Origin of the sequence: Bacillus sp. DE0042 (assembly GCF_007680225.1) — a bacterium.
Classification (GTDB): domain Bacteria; phylum Bacillota; class Bacilli; order Bacillales; family Bacillaceae_G; genus Bacillus_A; species Bacillus_A wiedmannii.
In genome coordinates this window covers 315,149-332,026 of sequence record NZ_VEJP01000005.1, presented here as the reverse complement: position 1 = coordinate 332,026, position 16,878 = coordinate 315,149, and the positions used below count along the sequence as shown (strand labels likewise).

14 protein-coding genes are annotated in these 16,878 nt (G+C 36.3%); 2 read left to right on the top strand and 12 right to left on the bottom strand.

Features of this window, described 5'->3' with window-relative positions:
• Window positions 1–4: 4 nt before the first annotated feature.
• From buk to FS802_RS20435, 4 genes are all read right to left on the bottom strand, one after another.
• Entirely contained in the window at window positions 5–1,108 is a 1,104-nt protein-coding gene (buk, locus tag FS802_RS20455; protein WP_000056196.1) for a butyrate kinase, read from the bottom strand.
• Between the two features lie 87 nt (window positions 1,109–1,195).
• Complete coding sequence (locus tag FS802_RS20450) at window positions 1,196–2,296, bottom strand: leucine dehydrogenase (RefSeq protein WP_000171359.1); 1,101 nt, start codon at window positions 2,294–2,296, stop codon at window positions 1,196–1,198.
• Window positions 2,297–2,330: 34 nt separating this feature from the next.
• The gene (yqiS, locus tag FS802_RS20445; protein WP_000763067.1) at window positions 2,331–3,230 is read right to left on the bottom strand and encodes a phosphate butyryltransferase; all 900 of its coding nucleotides are present in this window, start codon (window positions 3,228–3,230) and stop codon (window positions 2,331–2,333) included.
• A 195-nt stretch (window positions 3,231–3,425) separates the two neighbouring features.
• Window positions 3,426–5,498 carry a sigma-54 interaction domain-containing protein gene (locus tag FS802_RS20435; protein ID WP_000810987.1) on the bottom strand — a complete coding sequence of 691 codons (2,073 nt, stop codon included), beginning with the start codon at window positions 5,496–5,498 and terminating at the stop codon, window positions 3,426–3,428.
• A gap of 136 nt (window positions 5,499–5,634) precedes the next feature.
• Here FS802_RS20435 and FS802_RS20430 point away from each other — a divergent pair, with 136 nt between their 5' ends.
• Window positions 5,635–5,868, top strand: a complete 234-nt coding sequence (locus tag FS802_RS20430) for a DUF2627 domain-containing protein (protein WP_001190198.1) — start codon at window positions 5,635–5,637, stop codon at window positions 5,866–5,868.
• 48 nt (window positions 5,869–5,916) lie between these two features.
• Here the strand turns inward: FS802_RS20430 and FS802_RS20425 are convergent, their stop codons facing one another.
• The gene (locus FS802_RS20425) at window positions 5,917–6,645 is read right to left on the bottom strand and encodes a glycerophosphodiester phosphodiesterase (RefSeq protein ID WP_000172570.1); all 729 of its coding nucleotides are present in this window, start codon (window positions 6,643–6,645) and stop codon (window positions 5,917–5,919) included.
• Window positions 6,646–6,695: 50 nt separating this feature from the next.
• Here FS802_RS20425 and FS802_RS20420 point away from each other — a divergent pair, with 50 nt between their 5' ends.
• On the top strand, window positions 6,696–6,842 hold the full coding sequence (locus tag FS802_RS20420) for a YycC family protein (protein WP_001247671.1): 147 nt from the start codon (window positions 6,696–6,698) through the stop codon (window positions 6,840–6,842).
• Window positions 6,843–7,028: 186 nt separating this feature from the next.
• On the opposite strand, the gene FS802_RS20415 is transcribed toward FS802_RS20420, so the two are convergent.
• The 7 genes from FS802_RS20415 to dxs form a co-directional block, all read right to left on the bottom strand.
• Window positions 7,029–8,555, bottom strand: coding sequence for a glycosyltransferase family protein (locus FS802_RS20415; RefSeq protein WP_144525413.1), 1,527 nt, complete (start codon window positions 8,553–8,555; stop codon window positions 7,029–7,031).
• A gap of 381 nt (window positions 8,556–8,936) precedes the next feature.
• Window positions 8,937–9,731, bottom strand: coding sequence for a sporulation transcription factor Spo0A (gene spo0A / locus FS802_RS20410; protein ID WP_033657730.1), 795 nt, complete (start codon window positions 9,729–9,731; stop codon window positions 8,937–8,939).
• Window positions 9,732–10,018: 287 nt separating this feature from the next.
• Window positions 10,019–11,317 (bottom strand): SpoIVB peptidase, encoded by a 1,299-nt coding sequence (spoIVB, locus tag FS802_RS20400; protein WP_002096319.1) that lies wholly within the window; start codon window positions 11,315–11,317, stop codon window positions 10,019–10,021.
• A 118-nt stretch (window positions 11,318–11,435) separates the two neighbouring features.
• A complete protein-coding gene (recN, locus tag FS802_RS20395) occupies window positions 11,436–13,175 on the bottom strand; it encodes a DNA repair protein RecN (RefSeq protein WP_000947769.1) in 1,740 nt (579 codons plus the stop codon).
• A 266-nt stretch (window positions 13,176–13,441) separates the two neighbouring features.
• Complete coding sequence (gene argR / locus FS802_RS20390) at window positions 13,442–13,891, bottom strand: arginine repressor ArgR (RefSeq protein WP_001032581.1); 450 nt, start codon at window positions 13,889–13,891, stop codon at window positions 13,442–13,444.
• A 142-nt stretch (window positions 13,892–14,033) separates the two neighbouring features.
• Entirely contained in the window at window positions 14,034–14,873 is an 840-nt protein-coding gene (locus FS802_RS20385; RefSeq protein WP_144525409.1) for a TlyA family RNA methyltransferase, read from the bottom strand.
• Window positions 14,874–14,876: 3 nt separating this feature from the next.
• The gene (gene dxs, locus FS802_RS20380; RefSeq protein WP_000366437.1) at window positions 14,877–16,769 is read right to left on the bottom strand and encodes a 1-deoxy-D-xylulose-5-phosphate synthase; all 1,893 of its coding nucleotides are present in this window, start codon (window positions 16,767–16,769) and stop codon (window positions 14,877–14,879) included.
• Window positions 16,770–16,878 lie beyond the last annotated feature (109 nt).

Genomic DNA, 16,878 nt, shown 5'->3' with positions numbered 1-16,878 from the left:
TATCTCAACCCCTAGCTACTGTTTGTTTTTCTCGTACAACATACTCTTTCGGCGCTTCTTCTTCACGTAATACACGAAGTGCTCCTTCTGCTAATGCTTGTAATTCATCTTCCCCTGGATGTACGATAACATCTGCAATCCAGTCAACACGTTCTTTTATTTCATCAACAAGAATTTTACTGTACGCAAGTCCACCAGTTAAAACGATTGCATCAATTTTCCCTTGAAGTACAGCGCTAGCTCCGCCAATCTCTTTTGCAACTTGATATGCCATTGCTTTATAAATAAGAGTTGCTTCCGGATCACCTTTTTCAACCATTTGTTCTACTTTGATTGCATCATTTGTACCGATTAGGCTTACAAGTCCACCTTGTCCAACAAGTTTTTTAACCATTTCGTCACGGTAATACTCACCAGAGAAACACATCTCCACTAATTGCCCTACCGGTACTGTACCCGCACGCTCTGGACTAAATGGGCCTTCTCCGTTTAAGCCGTTATTCACATCAATAACTTTTCCTTTTTTATGAGCACCAACTGTAATACCGCCACCCATATGTGTAACTAATAAATTTAAATCCTCGTATTTGTGATTTAATTCTTCAGCCACTTTACGAGCAACCGCTTTTTGGTTTAATGCATGGAAAATACTTTTACGTTCCATACCAGCAATACCGCTTATACGAGCAATCGGCTCCATTTCATCTACAACGACAGGATCTACTATGAATGCCGGAATATTTAATCCAGAAGCGATTTCATATGCTAAAATGCCTCCAAGGTTTGAAGCATGATGACCGCTAAACCCATTTTTTAAATCTTCTAACATCGAATCGTTTACTGTGTATGTTCCGCCTTCAATTGGACGAAGTAATCCCCCACGCCCACAAACTGCGTTTAACTTTGAAATGTTAATACCATGAGAATGTAGAACTTCTAAAATCGTTTCTTTGCGAAACTCATATTGATCGATAATTCGCTTATATTTTCCAATTTGTTCTTCGTCATGACGAATAGTTTCTTCTAAAACGGGCCTTTCATTATCAAAAACACCAATTTTTGTGGATGTACTACCCGGATTAATAACAAGAATTCGATTTAAAGACACTGTTGCTACCTCCACTAATAAATTCAAAAGGAGGTGGAAACCTCATAAGAGGTAACCACACCTTTTGTAAAAGTAATATATGAATGATTAGCGACGGCTAATAATGTCGTGACCGTTGCGTAAGTATGTGCTACGAGAGTTTTTCAAGCTTGCAATGCGCTCTTCAGCTAAACGATCTGCTGCTACATAAGTTGCAATGCCATCGCGTTTTGAAATTTCGATTACTTTTGCAATTGTGTCATAAATAGACTCAACACGTTTTAGTGCACGTTCTCTATTGTATCCATATAATTCGTCTGCTACGTTAATTACACCACCAGCATTAATAACATAGTCTGGTGCGTATACAATACCCATTTCATGAATCATGTCGCCGTGACGATTTTCTTTTAATTGGTTATTTGCAGAACCTGCGATTACTTTTGCTTTAAGTTGTGGAATAGTTTCGTCATTAACTGTTGCGCCTAATGCACATGGTGCGTAAATATCACATTCAACACCGTAAATTTCATTTGGCTCAACTGCTGATGCACCGAATTCTTCTACCGCGCGTTGTACAGCTTCTTTATTAATATCTGTAACGATTAATTTTGCTCCTTCAGCATGTAAATGTTTGCATAGGTGATATGCTACGTTACCAACACCTTGAACAGCAATTACTTTTCCTTCTAAATTATCAGTACCGAAAGCCTCTTTAGCAGCTGCTTTCATACCACGATAAACACCGTATGCAGTTACTGGAGATGGGTTACCAGAAGAACCGAATGATGGTGAAATACCTGTTACAAAGTCAGTTTCTTCGTGAATAATATCCATATCATCTACTGTTGTACCAACATCTTCAGCTGTAATGTAACGTCCGTTTAGTCCTTGAATGTATCGTCCTAATGCACGGAACATCGCTTCGCTCTTATCTTTACGTGGATCACCGATAATTACTGTTTTCGCACCACCTAAGTTTAAGCCAGCTGCTGCGTTTTTGTATGTCATCCCTTTTGCAAGACGCAATGCATCTTCAATCGCCGCTTCTTCAGAATCATATGTCCACATTCTTGTTCCACCAAGAGCTGGTCCAAGTGTTGTATCATGAATTGCAATGATTGCTTTTAAACCAGATTCTTTATCTTGACAAAATACTACTTGCTCATAATCATATTTTTCTAAGTATTCGAAGATTTCTAATGTCATTGTCGTTTCCCCCTAGTGTTTTACCCTTTTTGGTTTATTTTGAAGCAGTCGCAACTGCCAATGCTAATGAATATACTTTTGTTTCTGCTGAATCAGCACGAGATGTTAAAACAATCGGTGCTTTTGCGCCAGCAATCATAGCTCCTACTTTTGCATCCGCAAAGTATACGAGTGATTTGTATAGCACATTTCCAGCTTCAATCGTTGGGACGAGTAAAATGTCTGCCTTACCTGCTACATCACTTACTATGCCTTTATGTTCTGCTGCAATTTGTGATACTGCATTATCTAAAGCAAGTGGTCCATCAACGACACAATTTTTAATTTGTCCGCGGCGATTCATTTGAGTTAACATCGCTGCATCAATTGTCGCTTGCATCGCAGGATTCACAACCTCTACCGCTGCAATTGGTGCTACCTTTGGCAAATCTATTCCTATTGCCTGGGCAACTTCTACAGTATTCTGTATAATAGCAGCTTTTTGTGTTACATCAGGTGCAATGTTCATCGCTGCATCTGTAACAAAGATAAGACGATCGTAATTTGGAACTTCAAATGCTGCAACGTGTGAAAGTACGCTACCTTTACGAAGTCCCCACTCTTTATTTAATACAGCTTTCAAAATATTTGCTGTCGGGATGTTTCCCTTCATAAGCACATCTGCTTCGCCATTTCTTACAGCTTTAACAGAAAGTTCTGCAGCCTCAGCACTTGACGCTGCTGCAATCACTTCAATGTGTTCTGAAGTTTGTAAACCATGTTCTTGTAGCATCCCCATTATTTTTTCTTGATTTCCATATAGACGAAATTGAGCTAGCTGTAATTTAATTGCTTTCGCTACAGCTTCAATTACTTCATGATCTTCAGCTACTGCTACAGCCACAGTTTTTTTAGGCTGTCCTGCTGCTTGATCAATTAAGTGTTCTAACTTCATATTTTGTAATCAACCCTTTCCGTCGTCCCTCGTCTATTTATAAAGCAAATACCGTGCCAACTTTTAAAAGTGGTCTTACCAATAATGAAAACGCATTCAAAATGCAGTAAAATCAATACTTTGGAAAATAACAAAACATTCTGTCTTTTTTTGTCGCATTTTGTATACCATGCAATAAATTGCATGGTACGCAATTTATTGCATGCTATTTTTTGCACACTCATACTTTTCTAGCTTGTAATATAAATTTCGAACCGAAATTCCTAATGCTCTTGCAGTTTTTGTTTTATTTCCATCAAACCTCTCTAAACATTCATGAATGATACGCCCTTCAAACTCTGTCACTAAATGTTCAAGTGGCTTTTCTTCTAATTCAGGTAATAATTTATTTTGTTTTACCTCAGTCTGCTCTTCTGTATGTAAAGGTGGTAAATGATGGACATCAATATATATTTCGTTATAATTCATAAAGATAATAGCTCGTCCTAAAATGTTTTCAAGCTCCCTCACATTTCCTGGCCATTCATATGATTGTAAATATGAAATAGCCGAATCAGTGAGCCCCTCTACATTCCGGCCATAATCTTGGTTAATTTTTTGAATCAATCTGTCTGCAATTGCTGGTATATCTCCTTTTCGCTGACGAAGAGACGGAATTTGAATTGGAATTTTATTTAATCGATAATATAAATCCTCTCTAAACTCTCCTTCTAGAATGCCCTTTTCTAAATTCACATGTGTTGCTGCAATTACCCGGACATTTATAGGTATCGCTTTCGTTCCACCAACTTTTACAATTTCTTTTTCTTGCAACACGCGAAGGAGTTTCGCTTGCGTATTTGCAGACAATTCTCCTATTTCATCTAAAAAGATACTACCGTTATTCGCTTCCTCAAAAAAACCTCGTTTTCCGCCTCTTTTTGCTCCTGAGAATGCACCTTCCTCATAACCGAATAGTTCACTTTCTAATAAAGTCTCGGAAATAGCAGCACAGTTTACCCGGACGAATTTATTATATTTTCGATTACTTCCATTATGAATTGCATGTGCAAACAATTCTTTACCCGTTCCAGATTCTCCGCGTAGTAATACTGTTGCTGGTGTATTCGCCCCAAGTTTCGCCTGCTCAATAGCAGCCGTTGTTTCATCTGAATTTCCGACAATGTCATCAAATGAATATTTCGCTTCTAACGTTCGAATAATTTGCCTTGCCCTATTCAATTCATTTGTTAACTTTTGAATTTCTGATACGTCACGAATTACACCAACGCTTCCTTTCAATATCCCATCCACTATAACTGGCGCTACGTTTACAATTACATCACGCTTCTTTTGTCCAATCTTCATATGTATTCCGCGTACCGCCCTACGCGTTCGAAGTACTTTCATATGCATACTTTCACCTTCTACAATATCAGTTGTAGCCGGTTTCCCAATAATGTCCTCTTCTGTTAAACCTGTTAATTTCGTATACGCAGGGTTAATTACTAATCCTCTTCCCTTTTCATCCACGACCGAAATTGCTTCCTCAGACGAGTTGATAATCGCCTCAAGTAACGTTTGAATCTCCTTTAAATCTGTAACTTCTTCCGCAAGATCTACAACCTCTGTTATATCTTTAAAAATCGCAAATGCCCCTTGCACCTCTCCTCCCTCTTTTAATATTGGAATACGGGTTGTAATAATTTTCTTTTCATTCTCTAATGTCAGTTCATAATTTACTTCTATTTGTTTCGTACGTATAATACGAAGCAACTTACTAGTCGGAATAACTTCTAAAATATATTTCCCTACCGCATCTTCTTTTTTATATCCGATAATACGCTCTGCACTTTTATTAAATAGGCGTACTTGTCCCTCTCGATCAATCACAATCATACCGTCATGCGTAGAATTTAAAATTAAATCCCCTTGCTGCGTCTGTTCTTCTAACTTTCCAATTAAACCTTCCTTCTCATGTGCTAATCTCGTAACAATTTTCGCAATATCACCTGGTATAAGAAGAGTATCTTTATGCTTTTTCTTTATTAAATCTTTATGTAAATCATCGTCACCCGTCATATCAAACATTACATCAATATGCATAGAAAGAAACGGCGTTACACTCTCTCCAATTGTAACCCCGTATTCCTTAGCCATTTGTAATCCCTTTGCTATCGGATTTATATCAATAATCCCTATAATTTGAAATATATTTGAACTTTGTAACAGATTCAGCAGTGTACTACCACCTTCACCTGCACCAACAATTAAAACTTTTTGTTTCATATATTACACTTCCTCTCGAAGTATCTCTGCAAAATTTTTCACACCCTTATCTTACTCGTTCAGCCCCCTCTTGACAAACCCCCTTTTCATATAACATCATTAAAATAAACAAAATAATCTGAAAAGGAGCGTTTATATGCAGCGTTACCTTGCTCTATCATTAGCACTCATCCCTATTTCATTAGCTGTGTTTGGCATTAAGTTAATGAGAGATACTGTATTCGGGATTCTATTTCCTCCACTCTCTATACTATGGTTACAATTTTTAATCGGCGCTCTCTGCTTCGGGCTCGGGTTTTATATCTTCGGAGGCTTCGTCTTACACCGAGACCGTAAACGAAATAAAGTACAAGCTCGCTTTAGAAGGTAGGAAGGCCCCACTATTTATAAATAAAAAATGAGACCGTTACATGCGGTCTCATTTTTTTATTGGCAATAACATTCTTGCCGTTTCAGGATAATCAGTAATAATCGCCGAAATATTCATGTCAAAATATTTACGCATAAGCGTTTCTTCATTAATTGTATAAGGGCGAACCTCTACACCACTCTCCATCGTTAATTCAGCAACGGCATCTTGAAGATAACGATAATTAGGATGCACTGCTGTGGCGCCCATTTTTTTCGCATATGCCCACGGACTATGCAAACCTTCGCGATATAAAATCGCTGTTTGAATATCAGGAGCCATCATATGACACCTTTTCATACTGTAGTGATTAAATGAGGAAAATATAACACGATCTTCTAGATTACATTTCCGTACAAGCGTTATAACTTCTTCCTCTAAACCTCTGTATGAAATTTTATTATTTTTAAGTTCAATATTAAGTAGCAACTCTGTTTTTTCAATCCATTCTAACACCTCTTCTAAAAGAGGTATTTTACAAAAACCTACTTTATCACCGAATTTATAGCTCGCATCTAATTTACATAAATCCTCATATAAATAATTACGAACCGCACCTTTTCCATTTGTTGTCCGGTCCACTGTTTCATCATGAATGACGACAACTTTTCCATCTTTCGTTAATTGAACATCGAGCTCAATTCCATCTGCTCTAAAAGATTCAGCTGCTTCAAATGAAATCATTGTATTTTCTGGGTACGTTCCCGCTGCACCACGATGTGCAAATATAAGAGTCATCCTCACTCCCCCAATCTTATGCTATACTATACGAAAAAGGAGGTACTTCTATGAGACCATTACAAATTTCTCCAGACACTGCAGTCCGCCTATCAAAAGCATTAGGTGTTCCACTTGAACAACTCATGCATATGCCGCAGCACATTTTAATTCAAAAGTTAGTTGAATTAGAAAAACAAAATAAAGACGAAGAATAATACAGTCCTGTTTTGCAGGGCTTTTTATTATTTTCTATTATATCACGGATGACTTCCCTACTAAAATCCTTTAACAGATATACTATGATTCCATTTAATCTTTTCTTCAAACATTTATAATCAATAAATTAAAACCCCTCTTTTAATAAAAGAGGGGTTTCTTACTACTCATTTCAGTTACTCAAATTATGCAGTTTTCTTTTCTTTTTTAAAAATCATAAACAATTTATACAATCCTAAAGAAGCTGGAATATTCATAAATGCAAATGCCTCATAAGTATAATGAGGAGCTGTTTCCCATAGTAATAAGAAAGTAAACATCCCTAACGTACTAATCATCGCAATTCGTATAACTTCCGATTCATTTTCATCTTTCTTTTTATAAAGAATAATAGCCGCTAGAACAGCTCCATACACGAATAATTTGATAACATACGAATATACAGTAACGATTTTATAATTCGTTGTACTATAGTTCGATACGTAATTAGTTACAGTGTCGTTCTTCTGCTCAAACCATTGTCCAATACGGTACATGGAGAACTGGCTCGATACCCATTCTCTAGTTATTTTTTCGTTTAAATGCTGTACATAACCCATTACGCCAAGTTCATTAAAACGCTGGACTATAACTTTTTTATTATGTTCATCCAAATCCTTTGTATTTTTTATATTTTCATCATTAATATAATCTGTATCTGCCTGATTCCAAACACCATACGTATCTTTATTCAAACCCATTTGCACCCAATGGGTATATGGAATTTTTTCAATTTCATTATCGGTGCTGAGATTTAACTTTGTCGTTATACCTTTAAAACTTACAATAAGGATTAAACAAAATAAAACACTACTTAACACCTTTACAGAATACTCCTTACGAAATTTAAAAATATTTTCAATTAAAATCGCTAACGCTACCGCCAATGCTGTCGGTCTTATAATATAAGTACAAGCCGCAAAAACTCCTAATAAAATCCATAAAATAATCTTCAGCCTTTTTGTTTCCGCTGTTTTCAAGCACAAATATGTATACATCGTTGCTGAAATAAAAAATATTACTAATGTATGCGTATAGAAAACTGGCGCCTGCCAATATATAAAAATGTTTAGCACAGATAACACGATCGATATGTGGGCAACTTTAAAGTTTGTAATTTTCTTTACAATCAATACATTTAAAATAATACTACCTGTTATACATACTATTGGCAATATTTTTATCGCCACATCTACGCTTCCTACCAATTTAGCAAAATATCCTCCTAATAATACAATATGTGTATTATATGGATAAAATAAAAGCTGTCCCATTTCTAAAAATTGATTATCTCCCTTAAACACAGAGACAATTCCTTCTTTAAGGATGGCATAATCTCCTACAACAGGGTTAAATGCTATGGAAGTAATAACTATTTCCATCGTCAAAATGATTATAATACCTAAAGCAATCATAATATTTGTGTACGTTTTTTTCATTGTATTAATAACCAATTTATAATACATAAAGAAGATCGCAAATAAAAGCAACGTCGCCGCTATAACAGCACCGACTTTTTTTGGAGTGTACTCCTCAGTCGGATAAGGGAATTCACCACTCATCAAAATTGTTTTTGGGATAAAAAATTTACTTACTATCATTGAAAATATAGATAAAAACACCGTCATAACAATGATTGGGTAAGCTCGATTCACTATTTTTTTTAAAGTCATTCATCCATTCTCCTATATCTCTAACTTTTCCCAATCAACGATACGTTATAGAGATTATGATGTCAAACCCACGTATTTCCTGTACATATCCTTCTTTTCACTACATTTTTCCTCATAAATTTATATATTCCCTCAAAACCTCAAAACCCTTAAATCGAAGGAAATAAAAAAACTCACTTATATGTAATATTACTAAAAACAGGATTTATCTTCCATGACATCAAATGATCCTCTTGTTCTCAATAAAATAAAAAGACCAACGAATTCTAAAATTCATTGGTCATTAAATAAAAAGTTCATTGGTTTTACATTTAATATCGAGTATAAATTTAAAGAATGATTAAGCTTTACTAAAACTTAAATCCCTTACTATCTTTACTCTCAGCTAGCCTTATGTTCAAGTCTCAGCTTATCGGCAACCATTGCGATGAACTCGGAATTCGTAGGTTTTGCTTTTGACATGGATACTGTATAACCGAATAAGGACGAAATAGAATCAATATTCCCACGACTCCATGCTACTTCAATTGCGTGACGGATTGCACGCTCGACGCGGCTTGCTGTTGTATTATATTTCTTCGCGATATCTGGATACAATACTTTCGTAATAGATCCAAGTAATTCGATATCATTGTACACCATAGAGATCGCTTCCCTTAAATACATATACCCTTTAATATGAGCAGGCACACCAATTTCATGAATGATACTCGTAATACTTGCATCTAAGTTTTTCGGCTTTCCATCTATTGTCGTTGCTGAACGGAAAGATGGAAGTGGACGTTTAATGGTAGCGTTCGCCTTACCGCTCACTTGACGAATATGACTCGTTAAATTCTCCATATCAAATGGTTTTAATATGAAATATGAAGCACCTAAGTCAACTGCTTTTTTCGTCACATCTTCTTGTCCAAATGCTGTCAACATAATTACGCTAGGCTGTCTCAGCCTTTCAATATGTCGCATTTTCTCTAATACAGCTAAACCATCTAAATGTGGCATAATAATGTCTAAAACAAGTACATCCGGCTGCATATCATTTAATAAATTTAAACACTCTTGACCATTATAAGCAGTACCGATTACTTCCATATCATCTTGAGCAGCTACGTAACTCTCTAGCATTGATACTAATTCTTTATTATCATCCACAAGACATACTTTAATTTTCTCCACAGCTTTTCCTCCCTTACCGAATCGATTCTCCGACATGTGTATCCTTCTAGGCTACATGAATTGTTCGACAATTGTGTGAAAATTCCCTTTTAAAGTTTGTTACTTTCCGATAAAATCACAAAAAAATATGTTTATCGCTCATTTATTCCCTTTCGCAGCACATTCCATCATAGAAATACAACGAAACGTTCAACCCTTTTCTTTTATTTTACAACAAAAAACACCTCTTGCGGAGCTTTTACAAAATTTCAACGAATTTTTCAACAGAAAAGCGAGCTAATTAATAATTAGCTCGCTTTTCTTTCTTGTTCATAAATGTTAATTCCAGCCTCATGTAACATCCATTCAATATGAACACCATATCCTGATGTTGGATCATTTACAAATACATGTGTAACAGCACCAATTACTTTCCCGTTTTGTACAATTGGACTTCCGCTCATGCCTTGTACGATACCACCCGTTTTCGCTAATAAACGTTTGTCCGTTACTTTTATTACCATGCCTTTTGTAGCTGGAAACTTTTGCGGTACTGTACTTACAACTTCAATATCAAACGCTTCCACTTTATCTTTATCAATAACTGTTAATATTTTTGCCGGTCCCTCTTTCACTTGATGAGATAGTGCAATAGGCATCGCTTTATCCATTACGCCATTTGGTATATTTGTATTTAATTTCCCGAATATACCAAATGGACTATTTATTGTAATATTACCAATCACTTCACGATCTGGTGAGAACCTCGCTAATTTCTCTCCTGGATTCCCATGACTACCTCTTTCAATTGATGTAACTGTCGAACGCATAATTTGTCCATCTTCGACTTGAATCGGTTTTTTCGTATCGTTATCAGAAATGACATGACCAAGTGCCCCATATTTCATAGAATCGGGATGAACAAATGTCATTGTTCCGATTCCAGCTGCCGAATCACGAATATATAAACCAATACGATAAGACGATTCTCCACTGTCTTTTTGTGGTGTTAACTTAGTGCGGATATGTTTTCCATCTCTTAACAAAACAAGATTAAGCGGTTCACCTGTTTCACCACTATTATGAATAAATGGTGCTACATCACTCATTCTTTCAATTGTTTTACCATTAATTTCAGTAATCATATCTCCAATTTGCACACCAGCCGTTTCACCAGGAGATACTTTCCCTTTTTCAGTTTGAATTAAATGATGGCCTACAACAAGTACCCCTTTTGTATTTAACTTCACACCAATTGATTGTCCACCTGGAATAACTTTAAAATCTTTCAATACTTTCACATTTACTTTTTTCACTGGAAAACCAGCAAGCTGAAACACCATATCTGCTTCACCATTTTGATGAGGATTTACCATAAGTCCTTGTTTTTGTTCATTGGAACTTACTGTAAACACATGACGATCTGTAGATGAAGCTTGAAAAACTGGTAATGAAGCTATTTCTGATTGTTGCCCTTCAAAAACAACAAGTTGCTTCGGGGATGAAATAAACGTCCGAAGCGGTTTAAAACACCCAATAAAAACTAAAGAAACAAGGAGACAAAGACCTATTATTTTGCGAAATCTTTCTAATCTCAATTTGTTCACTCTCCTCGCTCCTACCCCACATTCAGCCTCTTGGCTTCACTTTTTAATCTCTCCTTGCAGTGCTTTATTTATAACCGGAAGAATTAAGAAATCATTATTTGAGAAAAAAAGCTATCCATTACTGGATAGCCTCTGCTGTCTGTTTAAAATGATGCGCTTGCGTAAGTAATTCTTTCGCATGTTCTGTCGTTAAATCTGTAATTTCCACACCAGAAATCATTCGAGCTATTTCTGTTACTTTATCCTCCATAGTTAAAACGGTAACTGATGTAATTGTCCGATCATTCGCTACTTGTTTTCGAATAAATAAATGTGAATCTGCCATTGAAGCTACTTGAGGTAAGTGCGTAATACAAAGTACTTGCGAGTTTACTGATACTCGATAAATTTTTTCCGCAATAGCCTGTGCAACTCGACCACTTACACCAGTATCCACTTCATCAAAAATAACAGATGCAACACCTTGATGCTTAGAAAAAATGCTTTTTAAAGCTAAAATAATTCGAGATAACTCTCCGCCAGAAGCGACCTTTGAAAGTGGTTTTAGCGGTTCACCTGGATTTGTCGAAATATAAAATTCCACATGATCGTAGCCATCCGCCGTAAGTCTTACCGGGGCACCCTCCACAAGAGGCTCTTCAGCATTTCCTTCTCTCTTCATGATTCTCACTTCAAATTTTGTTTTCTCCATATATAATTCTTTTAATTCCTGATGAATGGCATTTGTAAGATGCTCTGCAAGCTCATGACGCATAGTACTTAACGACGTTGCTTCTTTCAGAATAACACTTTCTAATTCCTTTAACTGCTTCTTCGTCGTTTCAATATGAACGTCTTTATTTTCAATCGTAAAAATTTCTTGTTCAATTTTATCAGCATACGCTAAAATCTCTTCTACAGTATTTCCATATTTTCTCTTTAGCATACGAATTTCATTTAAACGCGTTTCAATTTCGTCTAAACGCTTCGGATCATATTCCATCATATCGAGCTTTTCTCTAAGTTGATATGCAACTTCTTCTAATAAGTAGTAGCTATTTGCAATTGAATCATGATTTTCTTGATACACTTCATCTAAATGTGTAATACTCTCCATTTGTCCCATTGCGCTTCGTACATTATCTAACCCTTGTCCGTCAGCACTTAACGAGCGATATGCATCGCCTAATGCTTTGTAAATTTTTTCGAAATTAGAAATTTGCAATCGTTCTTCAGTTAATTCAATTTCTTCATCCATCTTTAAATCTGCCTTACTGATTTCTTCATGCTGGAATTGAATTAAATCTAAGCGATGCGCCATTTGTTGTTCATTTTCACTTAACGATTTTAACTGTTTTTTTAATTTCTCATAGTCAGCGTATACATTTTGATATATACCCAATTGTTTAACAATGCGATCTCCATCAAAATGATCAAGCATAAACATATGACGCTCTTCATTCATTAAATCTTGTGTTTCGTGCTGCCCATGAATATCAACAAGTGTTTTTCCAATTTCCTTTAATATACTAAGGGTGACCAGTTTCCCATTTACACGACATACACTTTTTCCGTTTGCAGCGATATCACGCTTCAAAATAATCATGCCGTCTTCTATTTCTATATCCAACTCTTCTGCCTTTTCAATACACGGATGCTTTTCATCTTCTACATAAAATAGCCCTTCTATCTCAGCTTTTTCTGTTCCGTATCGAACAAATTCCGCTGAACCACGGCCACCTACAAGTAAACTAATCGCATCAATAATAATCGATTTTCCGGCCCCTGTTTCACCACTTAAAACCGTTAACCCTTTTTGAAAAGAAATATTTAATGCCTCAATAATAGCAAAGTTTCTAATCGATAATTCCGATAACAATGCCCCATTCACCTCGTTATAAACTAATCCCCTATTAAGGGCTTTTCTCAGTTCTTCATTCAAATAGTCATACTATATGTTTGTATGTATAAATTACTTTTCTAACCGCTCCATTGTACCAAACATTCGTTTTACGGGTCAATCCACCTATTTTCTAATTTTATTCAAAGAAAATATTATATTACAATTAAGAATTCACATTTTTAACCAATAAAAAAATCCTGTTCACTTTCCACTTTACAGAGGAAAGCAAACAAGATTTTTTTTTACAACATATTTAAGAAACGATCAGAGACAACACCTGTATCTTCAGGTGTACGGCAAATAATTAAGCAAGTATCATCACCACAGATGGTTCCGATGATCTCATCCCACTCTAAATGATCAATAAGTGCTCCAAGTGAATGAGCGTTACCAGGCAGTGTTTTTAGCACAAGCATATGTCCTGCCGTGTCTAATTTTACAAATGAATCCACTAGATTGCGTTTTAATTTTTGTAACGGGTTAAATCGTTGATCTGCTGGCAAGCTATATTTATAGCGCCCATCATGTAATGGCACTTTCACTAAGTGCAGTTCTTTAATATCGCGCGATACTGTTGCTTGCGTTACATTAAATCCCTCATTACGTAAAATATCAACTAATTCATCTTGTGTTTCAATTTCTTTGTTCGCAATAATTTCCCTGATTTTAATATGGCGCTGACCTTTATTCATACATTTGCACCTCACACTATCTCTTACCATAGTTTAAACATTGGTATACTTCACTTATTTATGTTAACTTATAATTCGTTGCTTGTACACAATTGTTTTTACAATCATTATACAATTACAACAAAAAGAGGAACAACATATGTTATTCCCCTTTTCCTTTTTGTTTTAGGGCATCATGCGCCTCTGTAACTACTTGCTCAACAGAAACTGGAGAATGATTTTCGCCATTCTCACGTTCACCATGCCATTTCAGATGAATTAAAAATTCAATATTACCATCCCCACCCGTAATTGGTGAGAATGTTAAACCTTCTACGTCGTATCCTTCTTTTATAGCAAAGTCGACAATCATTTCTACGACAGCCTCATGTACTTTTCGATCACGAACGATACCTTTTTTCCCAACTTGCTCTCTTCCAGCTTCAAACTGTGGTTTAATTAACGCTGCTACATCCCCATTAGGCATAAGCATTGTTTTTAAAACCGGCAGTATAAGCTTTAATGATATAAATGAAACATCGATACTAGCAAATTGCGGTAAACCACGTTCTAAGTCTGCTGGTGTCACGTAACGGAAGTTTGTCCGTTCCATTACGACAACACGCTCATCTTGACGCAATTTCCACGCAAGTTGATTGTATCCTACATCTAATGCATAAGATAATTTCGCTCCGTTTTGAAGCGCACAATCTGTAAAGCCACCAGTTGATGAACCAATATCTATCATAACTTTATCTTGTAAATCCAGGTGAAATGTCTCCAATGCCTTTTCAAGTTTATAACCACCACGGCTTACATACGGCATAACTTGTCCCTTCACCGTAATCTCTGTATCTTGTGGGATCTTCTCTCCTGGCTTATCAAGTCTCATCTCATTCGCATATACAAGTCCGGCCATAACGGCGCGTTTTGCTTTCTCACGTGTTTCTATAAGTCCTCGCTCTACTAATAGTACATCTACTCTTTCTTTTTTTGCACTCATTTGTTACGCCCTTTTTTGTTTTGATGGAATCATTGTATGAATACGGTCTACAACAGCATCTGTCGTTAAACCAATTTCTTCTAATAATTTTGTTACACTACCGTGCTCTATGAAACGGTCTGGAATACCCATTCGTTCAATTAACGCACTATGGTACCCGTTCTCAGACGCAAATTCAACTACTCCCGTTCCAAAACCACCAATTAAGCAAGCTTCTTCAATCGTTAAAATCGGTATATTTTTCCCTAAGAGATCATGTAAATATGCTTCATCCATCGGTTTAATAAAGCGAGCATTCACTACTTTCACTGAAACTCCAGCCTTTTCAAGACGCTCAGCTGCTTCCATTGCCATTGGTATTGTCGTACCAAATGTTAAAATAGCCGCTTGTGTACCTTCTTTTAACGTTTCCCAAGTACCGATTGGAATCGCCTTTAATTCTTCATCCATATGAACACCAAGTCCATTACCGCGCGCATAACGTAATGCGATTGGTCCATCTTCATATTGCATCGCCGTATATACTAAATGTTGCCCTTCATTTTCATCTTTCGGCATCATAAGTACCATATTCGGCAAATGACGTAAGAATGAGATGTCAAATACACCTTGATGCGTTTCACCATCTGCTCCTACTAAACCAGAGCGATCGATTCCGATGAAGACATTTAAATTTTGGCGGCATATATCATGAACAACTTGATCATATGCTCTTTGTAAAAATGTTGAATAAATCGCTAAGAATGGCTTCATTCCTTGCGTTGCCATACCCGCCGCCATTGTTGTAGCATGCTGTTCTGCAATACCTACATCAATCATACGATCCGGGAATTCTTTTTGGAATTTCTCAAGTTTCGATCCAACAGGCATTGCAGGTGTAATTGCAACGATACGCTCATCCGTTCTCGCTAGCTTAAGTACTGTATCACTAACAACAGCACTCCATGCTGGTGCAACTTCTTTCGGTTTAACGAAGTCACCTGATTCAATTTTATAAGGTCCTGTTCCATGCCAAGTTCCAATAACATCACTCTCAGCTGGTTTAAAACCTTTTCCTTTTTTCGTAATAACATGAACAAGCACTGGGCCTTTTGTTTTCTTTGCATATTGCAACGTTTCGAATAACTTTTCATAATCGTGCCCATCAACTGGACCTAAATATGTAAAGCCTAATTCTTCGAAAAAGACACCGGATACTAGTAAATATTTAAGACTATCTTTTATTTTCTCTGCTGTCGCAGCAACTTTCCCACCGACTGCTGGGATTTTCTTTAATATATACTCTAGTTCATCTTTTACCCAATGGTATTTCCCTGCGGTACGTAGACGTCCAAGTACATTATGAAGCGCACCAACGTTTGGTGCAATCGACATTTCATTATCATTCAAAATAACAATCATGTCTGTTTTTTCATGTCCAATATGGTTCAATGCCTCTAAAGCCATTCCGCCGGTTAGAGCACCATCTCCAATGATTGGTATAACATATTCTTTCGTTTTCTTTAAATCACGTGCTAGAGCCATTCCCATTGCAGCAGATAATGATGTCGAGCTATGGCCAGTTTCCCATACATCGTGCTCACTCTCGCAACGTTTTGGGAAACCACATAGACCTTGATATTGCCTTAATGTACCGAATTCCTTTGCACGTCCTGTTAAAATTTTATGTACATAGGATTGATGTCCTACGTCCCATAAAAATTTATCTTTCGGACTATCAAATAATTTATGCAGAGCAATTGTGAGTTCTACTACACCTAAATTAGGTGCAATATGTCCACCTGTTTGAGAGAGCTCTTCAATTAAAAACTTACGAATATCCTCACTCAATCCCTCTAGTTCACCGATAGACATATCTTTCAAAAAACTAGGGTTTTGAATTTGCGTTAGATCCACATGGATCACTCACTTTCATTTCATAATCTGTCAACATGTCAAATATTATAAAAAACATTTACACAAAACAAGAAATTATCTTTTTTTATTTTTCACCTTGTCCTGCAAT